Origin of the sequence: Micromonospora sp. NPDC005174 (genome assembly GCF_040608495.1) — a bacterium.
Classification (GTDB): Bacteria; Actinomycetota; Actinomycetes; order Mycobacteriales; family Micromonosporaceae; genus Micromonospora.
Genome location: NZ_JBEXIJ010000022.1, coordinates 77,210 through 93,710 on the forward strand (window position 1 = coordinate 77,210; position 16,501 = coordinate 93,710).

The 16,501-nt window shown below is 74.0% G+C and carries 2 protein-coding genes; both read right to left on the reverse strand.

The window, feature by feature from the left end:
* Nucleotides 1–9: 9 nt before the first annotated feature.
* On the reverse strand, nt 10–423 hold the full coding sequence (locus ABZU91_RS22690) for a hypothetical protein (protein ID WP_355243767.1): 414 nt from the start codon (nt 421–423) through the stop codon (nt 10–12).
* Nucleotides 420–16,490, reverse strand: a complete 16,071-nt coding sequence (locus ABZU91_RS22695) for a hypothetical protein (protein ID WP_355243770.1) — start codon at nt 16,488–16,490, stop codon at nt 420–422. Before ABZU91_RS22695 ends, ABZU91_RS22690 begins: the two co-directional genes overlap by 4 nt.
* Between the last annotated feature and the right edge of the window lie 11 nt (nt 16,491–16,501).

Below are 16,501 nucleotides of genomic sequence, written 5' to 3' on the forward strand. Positions count from 1 at the left end.
CGGTTCCTATCAGCGCACGGGGGCGGTCGGGTCGTCGTCACCGCTCGCCCCCGTGAAGTCGGGGGACATCCCTCGCGGATGCCCCTCCCCCACGGTCAGGAAGATCTCCCCGACGGCGGCCAGCGACCGTAGGTAGCGTTCCTCGTCGTCGGTGTCCAACCAGATCACCGTGGCGTCGTCGCGCGACGGGGCGTGGTGCTGCCCGTCGACGAGGACCGCCGGCGGCACGGCTTCCGCGCCGAACCCGGCGACCAGCCTCTGCCGGATGCGGGTGAGGGAACGCTGTGCGTGGGCGACCCGCGCGGCGCGGCGGTGCCGCGCCGGCAGGCGGGCGTATCCGTCGATCAACGCGGCGAGCAGATCCGCGGGATGCTCCGCCACCACGTGCCGGCCACCATCGGCCGAGATCATGCGGATCGTCATGACTGACCAACGGGATCGGCCGGTCCGTGGTTCACGTCGTCGGCGAGCAGGGCGAGGGCGACCAGATCCGCGGGATCGTCGGGCAGGACGGCGGCCACGGCGTCGAGCAGGCGGCGTACCTCGTGCGACACGGCCGCCGGCTCGTCGTCGTGCCACCAGTAGTGGTGGTTGCCCAGCCAGGCCGGCGCGTCCGCCGCACCGGCTCCCCGTAACGCGTGCACCAACCGGATCTGGGCCTGCAGGATGCCGAGGTTGAGGTCCGTCCGGGTGATCGCGGCGCGCAGCGCGCCGGCGGTCGTCTCGGTGACACCGACGATCCGGGCGAGGGCCGCGTGGTGGGCGGACAGGAGCGCGGCGAGCGCGCTGTGCTGGCCCGGACCGAGCAGGGCGTCGACCGTGCCCGAGAGGATCCGCGCACCGGAGGACCGGACGTGGCGGGCCACGGCCCGCAGGTCCGCCCAGGTGTCACGGGTGTCGGACAGGCGCAGGGTCACGCCGTGGCCGTCCGGCCCGATGGTCACCGTGCTCGGGTCGGCAAGCCGCCCGGAGAGTGCGGCCAGGTCCACCGGGCCGTCCGTGCGCAGGGTCAGCGTGAGACCGGCGGCGTCCGCGCCGGTCAGGACATGACCCGTCCGGTACGGGATGGGATCGTCACCGGCAACCGCCCGGTTTCGCAGGGTCGCCCGTACGGCCGCGACGTCGACGACCGTGCGCGCGGGTGGCTCGGGTTCGCTGACCGGTTGTGGCCGCGCCACGGGTGCGTCACCGCTCGGCCCCGGTGACCCGTCGCCCACCGAGGAGGGCGCCGGAGCGACCGAAGAGGGCGCAGGCGCGGCCGGGGGACGCGCGGTCCCCCGGGTGGGGACGGCGCCCCGCACGTCGTGGCCGAGCGGCGCGTCCACCAGGGCACGCGCGGTCGAGGCCGATTCCGGGATGGTCCGACCGGGCGCGACGGTGGCATCCGCGCCGATGACGAGGGCCCGGGCGGCCACGGCCGACTCGAACCGGGCGTCCGCGAACGTCCCGGGATGCGTGAAGACCCGCTCACCCGGTGGGCGGCCCGGATCGGCCCAGAGCACCTGGCCGCTCGCCAGGGTGTGTGCGAGGAACATGTGGTGCACGGTCTGGTTCGGTCGTTGCAGCAGCACGACGGCCGTCGTGCCGGGCCGGTCCCGCAGATCCGCCTCGACCGTCTGCCAACTCGTCACGGGCGTCCAGTCGGTCTGGCCGGTCAGCCAGGACGTCGCGGCGTCGGCCTCCCGTGTGCGACTCGGACGCAGGGCGTGCAGCTCCGGCGTGGCCGACGGGTAGAGCCGGGTGACCATCCGCTCGGCCAGCGCGAGGCACTCGGCGAGCGACAGCAGACCGGTGCGGACGAACGCCGCGTTACCGGCTTCGGCGACCTCGTCGACCGTTCGCCGGAACGCCGGCTCGTCCATCCTGGCCGGCGACGGCGCCGCCAACGGGGCCGTGGGCGTGTTGTCGATGCGGCTGCCCAGCTCCATGCCCTGCACGGGGTCGACGACTGTCGGCGCGAACCGGGCCGGCGGCTGGTACGTGGTGTCCGGCCGCACGGTCGTCACCGCGAACAGCCCCCCGTCCCGGTCGACCAGCAGCCGATGGTTCCGATCGCCCGGGGGATAGATCACCAGGGTCGCGTCGTAGCGCATGAGGTGGTACTGGGCTCGTCGTTCGCTGTTGCGTTCGCCGACGTTGCTGGTCTCGCCCTCGTACCCGCGGCCACCGCCGAAGCCGCCGTACCCGGAGCCGCCCGGGCCGGTGCGGATGTTGCCGGTGGTCCCCCGCAGCGTCGCTCCGCCGCCCACCGACGAGCTGGTGCTCTGGGAGACCTCGTAGCTGGGTCTGGTGTCCCGCTGCCGGTAGTTGCGGCCCTTGTGGGCGAACCCGCGGGGCCGCACGGTGCCGTCCGGGGCGAGGTCCACGTTGAACGACGAGCCTCGGAGGTCCAGACCGAGTCGGATGCCGGTGTCGCCTACCTGGTAGCGGTGTTCGAGCAGTTCATCGAAGCGACGGTTGAGCTGGCGGTCCGAGGTGTGGTGGGCCACGGTGCGTTCCAGGGAGCTGAGGTGGCCCTTGCGGGCGATCCGGGGCGGATTGTCCTCGTCGAGGACATCCGGCCAGGTCCGCAGCGGTTCGGTGACCAGCTTGGCCCAGGCGTGGGCGGCGCGGGCGATCGGGCGCAACGACTGCGGGGTGAAGGTGGGATCGGCGAGCACCGTCGCGTTGAGGGCTGGCGGCGCCGGATGCGGTCCCCGCTCGACCCGGACCGCCGGCAGCGCCGCCGCCCGCGACGGGCCGGCCGGCGCCCAACTGCCGTCCACCAAGCCGGTGGCGGCCGGGGGAACGTCCGCGATCGTCAGGTACGCGGGAACGACGAGCCGCCCGCTGCCGGTGATGTCGGTGATCGGGGTGGTCCATTCCCACCAGCCGGCCCGGCCCAGCACCGGCGCGTCGGCCGACCAGCGGCTCCACGAACCGGCGTCGCGCAGGACCAGCCCTTCCAGGGCGCGGTAGAGGTTGACGCTGTTGGTGGCGAGGAACTGGATCAGCACCGGCAGTTCCTTGGTGAGGCCGATGTCGACCCGGAAGGTGATGGGCTGGGTGAACTCGTGCGACTGCTTGATGCCGAGCCGCATGATGTCCTTGGTCTCGTCGGCCAGGCCGCTTCCCACGCCGGTGGTGCGCTGCCACTCGGCCCGGAACTCGCCGGCCAGGTCCGCCTTCGAGGAGATCTCGCCACGGGCGCGGGTCCGACCGCCCACGTGCAGGGTGCCCGAGTGGGCGGTATCGGTCGAGTGCGCCGTCACCGCCTCGCTGCGTTCGGTCAGGGCGACGTCGTCGCGAGGCAGGTCCTGGGTCGGCGCCTGGAGGTCGCCGGTCACCTGGACGAGCAGGAAGCGCATCTTTCCGTCGGTGACGATCGGCTGCCAGACCCGCAGTCCCGCGCCGGTCAGGGTGGCGAACTGTCCTTCGAGGGCGGAGGGCCGCAGCCGGGCGGTGAGCGCGCGGACGAGGAGCGTGGGCGGCAGGTCGACCGGGTCGGCGCGGCGCGGCAGCAACTTCCAGACCGACAGCGCGCGGGTGACGGCGGGCAGCACGGCGTGGGCGCTGAGCCGTTCCGGGTGGGACCACGCGCGGACCGGCTCCGGATCGAACGGGCGGCGGGCCGGCGGCTCGGACGGCGTGACGGCGGTGGCGCCGGGCAGCCCGAGGGCCGCCGCGAGCCGGTCCGGTGTGATGAAGTCCTTGCCGAGCTTGACGCGCAGGTAGCGGACGGCCCGCGTGACCTCGCCCTGCTCACCGTCCCACCGCTCGGCAGTGATCTTGAAGACGAGGTCGCTGCGGTGGTGCTGGGTGAGCCCACCGTAGGTGGCCCGGGTGATGTCGATGTAACCGGACTCGTCGGACACGCCGTCCTCACGGGACCACCGGTAGCCACCGGACGGACCGAAGGCGAGGCGACCGAGACCGCCCTCGCCCGCGGTGTCACCACCGGGCAACGGTCCGCCGCCACCGCCGACGCCGCCAACCTGCCGGCGGGTCGGGTCGGACGGGGCGACCCGGTCGGTCGGATCGTCGACCGTGCCGGAACCGCCGAGAGGGAAGACCGGACCGGTGGAGATGCTGATCCCGGCGCTCCTGCCGGCGTCGTGCGACCACTTGTGCCCGGCGCTGAACTGCTGGTAGTGCTCGATCTCGACGTCCGAGGGCGGCCGGGTCTGCTCGGGGTTGAACGCCCGCATCTGCACCCGTACCGCCTGGTGGTGCCCGCCCTCGTCGGGCAGCGCGACGAGCCAGCCGTAGCGGTCGGTCATCTCGGCGAGGTGCCCGGCGGCCTGGCTGGCGATGCCCACGCCCCACAGCGGCCGCGGCCAGTTCAGCGGTTCATTGAACCATCGTCGATCCAGGTTGTTGATCTGCGCGTACGCGTGCGCGGCCCGAGCGGCGACCTCGGGCAGCCCGGGCAGGAAGGGGAACACCCCGGCCGCGGACTCGTCCTCGTACGGGATGGGGTTGGCCCGGTCCCACTCCCGGAAGGTCACGTCGGTCACCCGGCCCGCCAGGTCCTGCTCGCGCGGTGTGACCGTCCGGTCCAACCGGTGCTCGTCGGGCAGCACGGTCCGCAGCGCGGTGACGTCCGGCTCGTCGGGGTTGTTCGGATCGTTCGGGTCTCTCGGGTCGTCGCCGATGAGGTACGTGACCCGTGGCTGCGTCCCCTGACGCAACACGACCTCGTAGATCACCCGATAGCGGAATTCGGTCACGCCCCCCGTCGTCTCGGTGCGCCGGTAGTGCTTGACCGCCCCGTCGTACGCGTCGGAGCGGGACCACTCCCACTCGCCCTGCAGCTCGGCCCGCCCGAGCTGAAGTTTCCACTCCTCGAGCGGCAGCGGGACGAGCAGACCACCGCCGACGCCACCGCCCATGCCGTGGGAGGTGCCGACCGAGCCCTCCACCGAGCTGCCCTGCAGGGCGCGCAGGTTGACGTCCATCGGATAGGCGCTCGTGTCGCGCAACTCCTCCAGGTAGGCGATGACGAGCACGTCGTACGGGACGCCGCCGATGGTCACCTGGAACGGGTCGCCCGTCTGGAACCGGCTCGGGTCCGCCTCCATGGCGTCGCGACCGATGTGGATCTCCAGGTCCTCGATGACGTCGACGGGCAGCTCGTCGCGCTGCGACAGGGCGAGCAGCCCTTGGGTGGCGGTGTCGAGCACCACCTCGGCACCGGGCAGCGACAGGGGCGCGCTCGGGCCCAGGCCGCGCCGGGTGGCCAGGGCCAGGGGTTCGCCGGGCACGGCTGTCGCCGGGTAGCGGCCCCGCAGCTGCGGCGTCTCGACCCTCGGCATCAACCGGCGGGTCTTCGGGTCCACGACCCGGCCGCCGGTGAGAACCTCGACGGCGCGCGGCCCGAGGCGGTCGCGGATCTCCTCCTCGCTGACCAGCCGGCCGATACGCCGAGGCGCCGGTGGCACCGCCACGATCGGACCATGTGCGGGTGCGCCGAGCAGGGCCTGCTCGTACGCGCCGCGCTGGTCCTGCCAGACGGCCACCTCGCCGGGCAGGCCGAGCAGCACCACCGGTCGGACCTCGCCGGAGCTGAGCCGGGTCACCAGGACCGCCTCGAACTGCTGGCGGTACCGGGTCTGCGCGTCGGTGCGCTTGAACACCGTGTGGTTGAGCACGCTCTCGCCGAGTTCGACGCCCGCGTCGCGGCCGACGCTGCCGCCCAGCTCACCGCTGACAGTGCCCTGCAACCTGTTGTCCTTGGGCAACTTCCCACCCGGCGTGGGCAACGCACGGGCGATGTGACTGATGCCGTACGACGCGACCTCGCCGGCGACCGCGACGTGCCGGCTGCCGTCGGCGCTGGTGCCGGACTCCGCGATGACGCCGAGGTCGTCGCGGACCGCCACGTCCGGCGTGTCACCGAGGTGCTGCAGGCTCATCGGCTGGAGCATCAGGTGCAGCGACATGGTCGTGCTGCCGTGGTGCAGGCCGGTGGCGCGGTCCGAGCCGTGCAGCAGGCGTCGGTTGCGGTTGAGCGCGGTCCGCTCGTTGAGCAGTTGCGCCACGCCCTGTCGGGCGAAGTCGGCGGCCGCGTCCGCGTCGAGGCTCTCCCGCAGGGCCCGGTGCCAGCTGGTGATCAACTGTTCGGTGGCAAGGGCGTTGAACACCCGGTCGGCGTACGAGGTGCGGGGTCGTGAGCCGTCGACGGAAGCGGCGGCGCGGGCCGGGCGGTACTGCCCGTTCGCGGGGTCGGTGTACGGCGTGGGGAACTGGATGAGCAGCAGGTTCTCGTGCGCGGGCAGGGTTCGCGTGGTGGTCCAGAGCCGGCCGTCGACGTACACCTTGAAGGCCAGTCCGGCCTGGAACGGGGTGGTGTCGGCGACGAACATCTGGCGGCCGGCGAGCACCTTTCGCCCGTCGGAGCTGCCGTGCTCGCGGTTGCTTCCGAACGTGATGTCCGGCAGTTGGAAGATCACCCGGGTCAGGTACTGGCTGATGCCGCCGAGCGCGGTGTCCGGGCTGAAGATGCCGCCGCTCGGTCGCTCACTGTCCCTGGTCCAACCCCGGGACGTCGAGCCGAAGCTGACCTTGTAGACCTTGGCGTCCTGCTCGGGTGCGGGCGGCGCGGGACGGGCCACCCTGGGCACCGGCAGGATCCACACCAGGCGGTCGCCGACACTGAGGTGGATGCCGCTGGTCAGCCGCTCGTCCCAGTGTTCGAGGTACTGCTCGTAGGCGGCGTCGGCCGGACCGGTGCCGCGCTCCGGCGCGGTCAGCGCCCGGGCGATCTCCCGCCGTATCTCGACCCGGATCGCCTCCGCGTGGCGGGTCGGCACGCCGGGGAGGACGGGCAGGCCGGCCGCGAGGCCCCTCGCGAGCTGCGCGGCGGAGCCGACGCGGGCGCTCGCCGGTCGCCCGGCGGACAACACGGTGAACTGGCCGAGCGCGCCGTCCTCGAGATACCAGGGCACGGTCGGCCCCTGCGTCGCAGCCGTGGGCGGCGGCAACGTGTCGGCCGGGCCCTGGCCGCCGGGCTGTCCGTCCGCGTTGAGCCCCAGGACGGTGACGCCGGGCGTGCGCAGCATCTGCTCGAGGACACGGGGCGTGGGCCGGTCCAACAGCCCGGGGTGGGTGGGATCGACGACCCGCACGATCGGGGCGTCGCCGGTGTCGTCCGACCAGAGCCAGAAGACGCGGTCACGGTCGGGCACGTGCACCAGGGCCATCGCGCCGGGCGCGCCGCGCAACGCGGCGAGCATGCCCGGTACGTCGTTGAGGGGACGCGCCGTGCCGCCGAGCAGCTGCTGGAGTTCGGGCAGGGTGAGCCGGACGACGTCCGGGGACCTGCGGCTGTCCACCACGTTCGCCGCCCGGCCGTGCATCGCGACGAACGCCCCGTACGCGCGAGCCACGTCGTGCTGCAACACCGTCTGGGGGCGTTGCGCCTCGACGGTGCGCACCCACTCACGCAACCGGTCCGGGTCACGGCCGGTGGCCCGACCGGGCAGGGTCAGGGCGGCGGCGACGGCGTCTGAACCGGTGCCGTGCCGTTGACCGGAGAGGCCCAGCACGCCCGGCTCGGCGGGCGAGCGCGACGCCAGGGTCACCGCGTCCAGGTTGGACCGGTCCGGCACCGGCTGGGTCGACGGCCGCCCGTTGGCCTCGGGCGTCGACTGTGTCGGCGGCCGGCCGGCAGCGTCCGGCGTCGGCAGCGGCCGGGGACGGCCATCCGCGTCGAGCATCAGGGCGCGGACGCCGTACCCGGTCAGCGCCCGCTCCCACCGACTGCTCGGCGTCCCGGCGAACGCCTCGTCGGCGAGCAGGCCTGCGCGTTGTGTGTCGATCACCCGCAGCGTCGGCGTCCCGGTCCGGTCGTCGGACCACAGCCAGAAGACGTGACCGCGGGCCGGACCGGCGTCCGGCGCGAGCACCAGATCGTTCGCGGGAAGGTGGATGAGCGCCAGCGCGCCGGGAGCGCCACGCAGCCCGTCGACAAGCGCGGGCCAGTCCGTCAACCGGGTCAACGACCCGTCCAGCAGATCCTGGAGGTCCCGGACGGTCATCGACTGCGGCGCGGCGGCGGCCCGGTTGTCGACCACGTTCGCGCTTCGACCGTGCAGGGCGACGAACGCCGCGTACGCCCGCACCACGCAGTCGGTCTCGCTCAGCGTCACCTCGTCGCCGGACCGGTCCGGCTCGACCGCGGCCACCCACTGACGCAGCCGCTCCGGGTTCCGGCCACCGACACGACCCAGAGCGGGCAGCGCCCGCCCGACGAGATCGCCGGCCGGCAGCCGGGGGCGGCCCGGGGTCTCGGGGTCGCCGATCGCTCCCGGCTCGGTGGGAGATCGGCGCGCGGGCGTCAGCGCGTCCACGGTGCTGTCCGTGTCGGTTTCGGTGTCGGTCTCGGATGAGTCGTCGGCCCGGTCCGCGGCCGCCTGCCACTGCGCCGCCACGTCCGCCTGCCACTGCGCCGCCGCCGCGTCCGCCTGCGCGGTGTCGGCGAAGTCGGTGACCTCGACGCCCGGGATGGCCCGCAGCAGGTCCAGCAGACCGGGCGGGTCCTCGATCTCGGTGGGCCGGACGCCGGGGCCGGCGTCCGCGGAGTTGACGACCTCGTCGAGGTCGAGCGAGTTCGCCGGTGTGGTGATCGCCGGGCGTCCCTGCCGGGCGGCGCGCTCCGCCCGCCACTGTGTCAGCAGGTCCGCGACCTGGGCGGCCGACCCGTCGTCGAGGACCGTGAGGGTGTGCCCCTCACCCCGGAGGAAGTGGAACAGCGAGGCGATGTCGTCCTCGGCCACCGACCAGCGCCGCTGGAGCCGGTCCACCCACTGGACCGCCACGTCGCGTACCCGGGCGGCCCGGTCGACACGCGGCGCGCGAGGCGCGGTGGATGCCGTTTCCTGCTGCGGGGGGTCCGGCAGGGACTGCACCAGCGCCGACACCGTGCGCGGATCAATCCCCAGGTCGGCGGCGATGTCGGCGAGCACCGCCGGGTGCAGGTACGCGCTGGCCGCCACCCGCAGGAGATCGGTGGGTACACGGTCGGTGGCCCGGTAGATCTGCCACAGCGACTCGATCAACGGCCGGGGTGGTCGGCCACCGCCCGGTATCGGGCTCACCCGCGCCCCTGGCCGGGTCCACGCCGTGGCGAGTCGCGGGCCGGTCACCGGGTCCGCCAGCAGGGCGTGCACCGGCGCGTACCGGTCCTGCGGGGGCGCCGGATCGTTGAGCGCGCGCAGCCCGTCGGCCGAGGTGAACACGGCGGGGTCGACGCCGAGTTCGGCGACCAGCGCGAAGAGCAGCAACGGGTCCACCACCCCGAGCCGCGCCGCGTGCGCCGCGACGTCCAGTGGCACCCGGCCGACCCGTGTGCCGACCAGGGCCACCCACATCGCCGGCACGCCGAGTTCGGCACCCAACCTGATGGACGACTCCTGGACGTCCATCAGGCCGATCAGCGACACCTGGAGCTCGCCGAACTCGATGAGCGTCTCGGGTGAGACCGGGTCCCCCGTGCCCCAGGCGCGGGGCAGACCCATGCTCAGCACCACGGCCGTCGGATCGTCGAACAGCAGGGTGTCCGCCGGCGGACCGGCAAACCGGCCCTGCGTCGCGCGGGCCAGCACGAACTGCCGTACGGCGCTGCCCCGGGCGTCCAGGTGCTCCTCGAGCTGCGTGGCGTACTCCGCGTGCCGGTCGTCGTCGGCAAGCGCCGCCCGGTCGAGCAGCCCGAAGACGGCCGGATCGAGGAACCAGCGAGCGGTGTAGTCCAGCAGGCGATCGAGGGGGATACCGTGCCGGCTGGCCGGGTCCAGCAGCTCGACCGGCGTCCGCTCCAGGTCGTCGGCGACCAGCTGGTGGATGGTCCAGGGTGGTTGACCGGCGGCCCGGGCGAGCGCCAGGACCGCCCGGTGGTCGAGCCACGGCCGCGCCTCGTGGTCGAGCGCGAAGGTGTACGGATCGAACCGGGGGTCGGCGAAGCGCCGAGACCAGTACGTCCCCAGCCACGCCTCACCGGAGCGCTGACCGGTTACGGCGCTGCCGTGCGTGTCCGGCAGCGCGTTGGCGAGACGTTCGTCCAGTTCCAGGGCGCTGAGGTCGTCCGGCCGCTGGAAGAACGGCTGGTCGTGCAGGGTCTCCTCGAACGCCCTCCCCACCGCCTCGACCGCGCCGGCGAGGTCGGTGGCGGCCGGGTGCGGCGTGCCGTCCGGTTCCCGAAGCTCGGGACGCTGCCGCAGGTTCGCGGCGACGGCCGCGGAGAGCAGCCGGGCGTACCGGGCGTCGGCGGTGAGCACCGCGAGGTAGAGCCCGGGCAGGGTACGGGCGAGGCGATCCTGCGGTTCCAGGGTGAGGTTCCGCAACGCCTGGTCCCTGTCCTCCCACGCCGCTCGCAGTTCCGGCGCCGGCCCCGCCGAGGCATCCAGAAGCTGGATGATCTCGCGTTCCAACCGGTCGCGCGCCACCACGGCGTTGCGCAGCGGATCCCGATTGGCGGTGGCCGCCGCGGCGACGGCCGCATGCATGCCGGTGAGCTGCCGCAATCCTCCCGCCCAGCGCCGCAGACGGCCGCCGAGATTACCGAGACGGCCGATCCGGTCGGCGGGCAGGTCCGCAACGAACCGCTGCGTCGCCTCGCGGAGCCGGTCACCCCGGTCGCGCAGCACGTCGGTGTGGGACTCGGGCACCTCCGCGCGCCCCAACTGGCCCAGAGCCGTGGTCAGGACCGCCGGGGTCACCGCCGCGCCCCACGCCCCGATGACGCCCCGCGCCGCCTGCCGGAACATCCACGGTACGCGCAACGCCTCGTCGTACAGCGGCGAGCGACGGGCCGCGTACGTCCGCAGCAGCGCGGCGACCTCCACCACGTTCTGGTAGTCCGGGTCGGACACGGGCAGCTCACTGCGCAGCAGCGGCGCGGTGAACGGGTGCAGGTAGCGCGGGTCGGTGCCGATGACACCGGCCGCGACCAGCAGGGTGTCCGCCGACAGGGTCATCCGGTGCGCGATGCGGAGCAGATCCACCGGCAGTCGGCCGCTGGCCACCGCGACCCGGGCGACGTCGACGAAGCGGTTCAGCGCCGACGACCCGACCCGGTAACCCAGCGCGGTCGCCCCGCGCAGATCGCCCCACGGCCGGTCGAGCAGCGGTCGGGCGGCGTCCCGGAGATCCTGGGCGACGACATCCAGGCTGGTCAGCGAACCCGTCCACGCGGTCAGCTCGGCGTCGCTGACCTCGGTGGTGCGCGGCAGACCGGTCAGCAGGGCCTCGGACGGGCCGGTCAGGTCCTCGGCGAGCAGCCGCAGGGTGAGCTCGACCCGTTGCAACGGCACGTCGGCGAGGAACTCGTGGGCCAGCAGCACGATGTGCGGCGACGGCAACAGGAAGGAGAGCTGGCCGGGGTGGAAGCCGAGCCGGCCGGCCAGGGTCAGTTGACGGGTGAGGCCGGCGGCGTTGTCGTGCGGCAGGTAGCCGCTGCGGCGCAGATTCGCGCGAACGGCCTCGGCCCGTCCGGCCACCGGCGCCCTGCTCGAACCGGGCACGTCCAGGTCCGGCAGCACGGCGTCGCGGACCTCCGGCGCGATCACCGCCAGGTGGCCGGGCAGCACGCCCAGCTCCATCGCCAGGTCCTCGACCTGGTCACGGTCGTCGAGGCCGAGCGCGTCGGCGGCCCGGTCGGGCCGGGTGTCGATGTCGTGCCGCAGCCGGGCCACCGCCACCGCCTCGGCGAGCAGGGTGTCCGGCAGCGCGGTGAGCAGGTCGAACGGCACCGCATAGCGAACGAAGTCGAGGAGCGTCGGGAGGGCGTCGGCGGCGAGGTCGAGTCGGCCGGCGACGTCCGCGATCGCCACCACGTCGTCATCGGTGATCCGACCGAACGGGTCGAGACTGCTGCGCAACTCCGGCACGGTGACCCCGTCGAGCCGCACGAGGCGGCTGGCGAACACGGTCAACGCCCGCGGGTCGACGCCGAGGTCGACGGCGAGCGTCAGCAACGCTCGTGGGGCGACGCCGATCCGGTCGGCCAGGGCGGTGAGATCGCCGGGCGCGCGGCCGACCGCCCCGATCCAACTGAGCAGCCGCGCGGCGGGCACGTCCGGGGCGAGCGCGGTGAGCGCGTCCCACCGGGGACGGTCCAGATCCACGGACGGGTCGTCGTTCAGCGCGGCCCACCGGTCGCTGCCGACCCCTTCCGGTGCCGGGCCGAGGCTGCGCGTCGGCTCGGCGTACCCCGGTGGGCGTTCGTACGACGCGAGGCCGGCCAGACCCGGCCCGGCGAAGTGGTCCCGCAACTCGGCGACGGCGGTGACGTCGAGCAGCAGCTCCACCGGCCCTTCGCCGCCGACGGCCCGGACCACCAGGCGGTAGCCGTCAGCGAACTGCACGAACCCGAGGGGTACGGCGTCCGTGAACGCGCCGGCCCGGATCCGACCCGACGGGGTACGCGCCGCGCCGACAGTCACCGCGCCGACGCTCAGCTGGGCGGGCGTGACCGGGAACGGAACTCCGGTCGGCTCCGGCATCCCGGACGGTGGCATCGGCAGCAGCAGCGGAACCGTGCGCGTGAACTCCTCGGTGAGCGCCACCGTCCGCGGCCACTCGCGGGTGGTGCTGCCGCGTACCTGGCCGATGCGGCGCAGGGTCACGGTGACGTCGACCCGGCTGGTGAGGTGGTCGACGCCGAGGTCGTAGGTGTCCGCGCGACGACCGGTCAGCCGCAGCTCGAAGCGATGCGCCCGGGGACCGGTCCGGTCCGACCGCAGAACCAGCGCGTCGTCGGCGAGCAGCCGGGGCAGCTGACGGTGCACCGAGGGCAGCGTCAGCAGCGCGCTCAGGTTCACCTGGTGACCGTCGAGCGTCCAGCGGTACCGGCCGAGGCCGCCGTCGTGGGCGTCGAGCAGCTCCGACGCCACCGCGCGTACCGGCTCCGCACCGTCTCGGCCGGTCAGTCCCCGCGACTGCCCGATCGCCTCGACGTCCCCGTCGCCCGGCAACTCCGGCTCGCGGCCGGCGGTCGGAGTCAACGCCAGATAGCCCCCACCACTGCGCGCGACGAACGCCTCGGGTCGGCCGGCATCGCCGTACGCCCGCAGTGCGCCGTCCTCGCCGACCACGACGAGCCGGAGCCCGAGGCCGTTGGCGATACGGCCGGGATCGGTCGTACCCCAACGCTGCGCCACCGGCGCCGGCTCCTCGGCGCGGCCCGCAGCCGCGAGCACCGCGGCGACGAGGTCGCGCGGCCGGCCGCCGAGCGGTTGCAGGCCGAACAGCGCGGCGTGGTCCGATCCGGCGAGGTCCGGCTCCGTCGCTGGCGCCGGATCCGCCGGTACGGCAGGTGTCGGCACGTCCGCCGTGGTGGCGACGAAGCGGACCCGCGACGGCGCGGGCGGTACGGTCGCCGGCGCGTTCGTCTGACCGTCGAGGAGGAACACCCCGTGCTCGTCACGCACCACGTTCACCGAGTGCGCCACCGAGCCCGGGGCGTCGTTGACGACCAGGACGCCGCGCGAGCCCACCGGTGCGGCGCGCATCGCGTCGACGACGGCCTGGTAGCCGTCGGCCTCCTGCAGGGGCCGTCCCGCGTAGAAGCTCAGCACCCCCACCTCGGTGACCACGGAGGCGGGCGCCTCGAACCGCTCCCGTCCACCGACGCGCACCAGCAGATCGGTGACGATCGCCGCGAACACGCAGTTCAGCAGCGACCGGAGCGGATTGACCCGGTCCAGGTACGGATAGCGTTCCCGCATCTGGTCCATGGTGATCGGATCGCCGACCGGGATCCAGCCGCTGCGGTCGACGGGCACCGCGCCCGCGACGTCGGCGGCAGCCGGTGCGGCGCTGCTCGACTCGTCGGGCGCGGGCGACGACGTCGGGTTCGGTTCCCCGTCGGTACGGGGACGCTCGGTCGGACGCGGCACCGCGTACCCGAAGACGACGCCGCCCACGTCACCACCGCCACTGTTCGACGCGGGTGCCGTCGGCACGGACCCGATGACGTGCGGCGTCACGCTCAGGCCGGTGGTGGGCGGGTGCTGCCGGGAACCCGTCGCGGGATCAGGGGTGGAGACGACCGGCACCGGCTTGCCCGCCGGGGCGTCCCCGACGGCGGTCGGCGGCGTGACCGTCGGGGACGGCGACGCGGTCGGAGCCGGCGTCGCGGCTGACGTCGCCGTCGACGTGGGGTTCGGCGTCGCGGTCGGGCCTGGCGTCGCGGTGGGATTCGGCGTCGCGGTCGAACTCGGCGTCGGGGTGGGGTTCGGCGTCGCGGTGGGACCCGGCGACACGGTCGGAGACGGCCCCACGGTCGGACCTGGCGTCACGGTCGGACCTGGCGTCGCCGTCGGGGACGGCCCCACCCTCGGGGACGGCATACCGGTCGACGTGGGGTTCGGCGTCGGGGCTGACGTCGTGGCCGACGCTGGAGTGGTCGCCGACGCCGAGCCGGTCGACGTTGCGGTGGTCGACGGCGCGGTGGTCGACGGCGCGGTGGCGGCCTGGGCTGCTGGCGTGCTCGACGTGGTTGTCGGCGCAGGTGCCGTGTTGGACTGCGACGCGGCCGGCATGGACGTGGACTGTGGATTCGCCGACGTCGGCGTCGAGGCGACGTTCGTCGTCGGTGTCGTGGCGGCGACCGGCGGCCCGGATGCGGTTGTCGACGGCGTCGGTCCCGTCGACGGCGAGCTGGCCGACGAGACCGGCGTGGAGGTCGCAGTGGCGGCGGACGCGGCCGGGGACGAGGCGGCAGTCGAGCCGGGTGTCGTCGCGGTAGGCGTCGGGCTGCCGCCGGCCGCCGCCGCGGTGGATACCCCGGTGGTGGGGGTGGCGGCACCGGCCGCTCCACCCGCCACGGTGGACGTGCCGGCGGGTGACGACGAGGTGGTCGTCGGGGCCGAACCGGTGGGTGTGGCAGCGCCGCCGGTCTGCCCGCCCGACGGCCCGCCGACCGTGGCTACCGGCGTGCTGCCGGCGGTCGAGCCGGACGTGGGAGCGCCCGCCCCGTTGCCGCCTGCGGTGGCGGCCCCCGAGGCGGTACCCACCTGGCCGCCCGACCCAGGGCTCGTGCCCGACGGGACACCCGGCCCCGAGGCCGACGTCGAGGCACCGGCACCGGCAGCGACGCCGCCGGACGGCGATCCGGCCGATGCAGACGCGGACGACGCCGAAGCGGAGGACGCCGACGCGGACGACGCAGAGGACGCCGGAGACGACGCGGACCCCGCCGACGACAGGGCGGCCGACGTCGGAGCTGCCTGCGTGGAGGACGCCGACGACGGGGCGGCCGGAGCCGAGGCGGATCCGCCGGATGCCGCCGGGCTGGCTGAGGATGACCCGCTCGCACGAGCGGTGGTCGTCGGCGCGGTGGCCGGACCGCCGGTGGACGTGCCCACCGGTGCCGCTCCGGAGGTGGCACTCGGTGCCGCCGACCCATCTGCCGATGGCGTGGCGTCCGAGGTGGACCGGTCGGCGGCAGTGTCCCCCGCCTTCTCCCCGCCGGTTTCGGTCGGCTTCTCCGGGGTGTTCGCGTCGGGCTTCTCCTCGAGGGCGGGCTTCTCGTCGAGGTCGCCGACCGCTTCGGCGTAGGTGGGCAGGCCGTCCATGTCCGGCACGGCCACCTCGCCCACGCCGCCGCCGTGACTGCCGTTGGAGGGTCCGCCCTCGGACGCGCCGCCGATCGTCGCGGCGGTCACCGAACCCCAGTTGAACGCCTGCCCGAAGATCGCGCCGGTGCTGGCGTCCGCGATGGCCCCGCCGGCACCCTGCGCGGTCGCGGAGATGGCGGCGTACGCGCCCTTGAACTGGATGTCCCTGATCTCGCGCATCCCGTTCCCGGTGATGCTCTGGGTGGTGCTCGTCCACGCGTTGGCCAGGTGTCGGGCGGCCTCGCCGGCGACGAGGCGACCTGCTCCGGCGGCGACGCCACCGATCACGCTGCCGACGCCGGACACCAGCAACGACTGGGTGTCCAGGCCACCGATGCGCAGGCCGCGGGCGATCTGGGCGAGCTGGGTGGCGAGGTCCACGCCGAAGCCGAGGGCGACCTCGGCGGCCAGTTCCGTGACCAGGGTCCGCAGGATCGCATACAGGATGCCGCGAGCGGTGGCCACGACCACCGGGATGAAGAGCGCGCCGAAGAGGGTGGCCAGCAACCAGGCGATGGACGCCGCCAGCACGACCAGCTGCACGATGATCGTGACCTTGGTCTTCTGGATGTCCGCGGCGGCGTTCATCGAGGTCTTGGCGAGTTCGTCGGTCACGCTGGCGAGGGCGTCGAGGACGCCGGGGAGGTCGGAGCGGACCAGATCGGTGTACGTGGTGGCGGCCGACCCGGTCATCGAGTCGCCGAGGGAACGGGCCAACCCGGGCATGTCCTCGCGCAGTGCCCGCAGGACGTCACCGTGGTCGCTCCACAGCCCGTGCATGCGCCGCAGCATCGCCTCGTTGCCCTCGGGCCATTCCATGCCGACCACGACCTTCAGCAGCCGCTGAAGGTCGGGAGGCAGGTCGACGACCCCGGGCCCGGAATCCTCCGCCATCGAATCCTCCG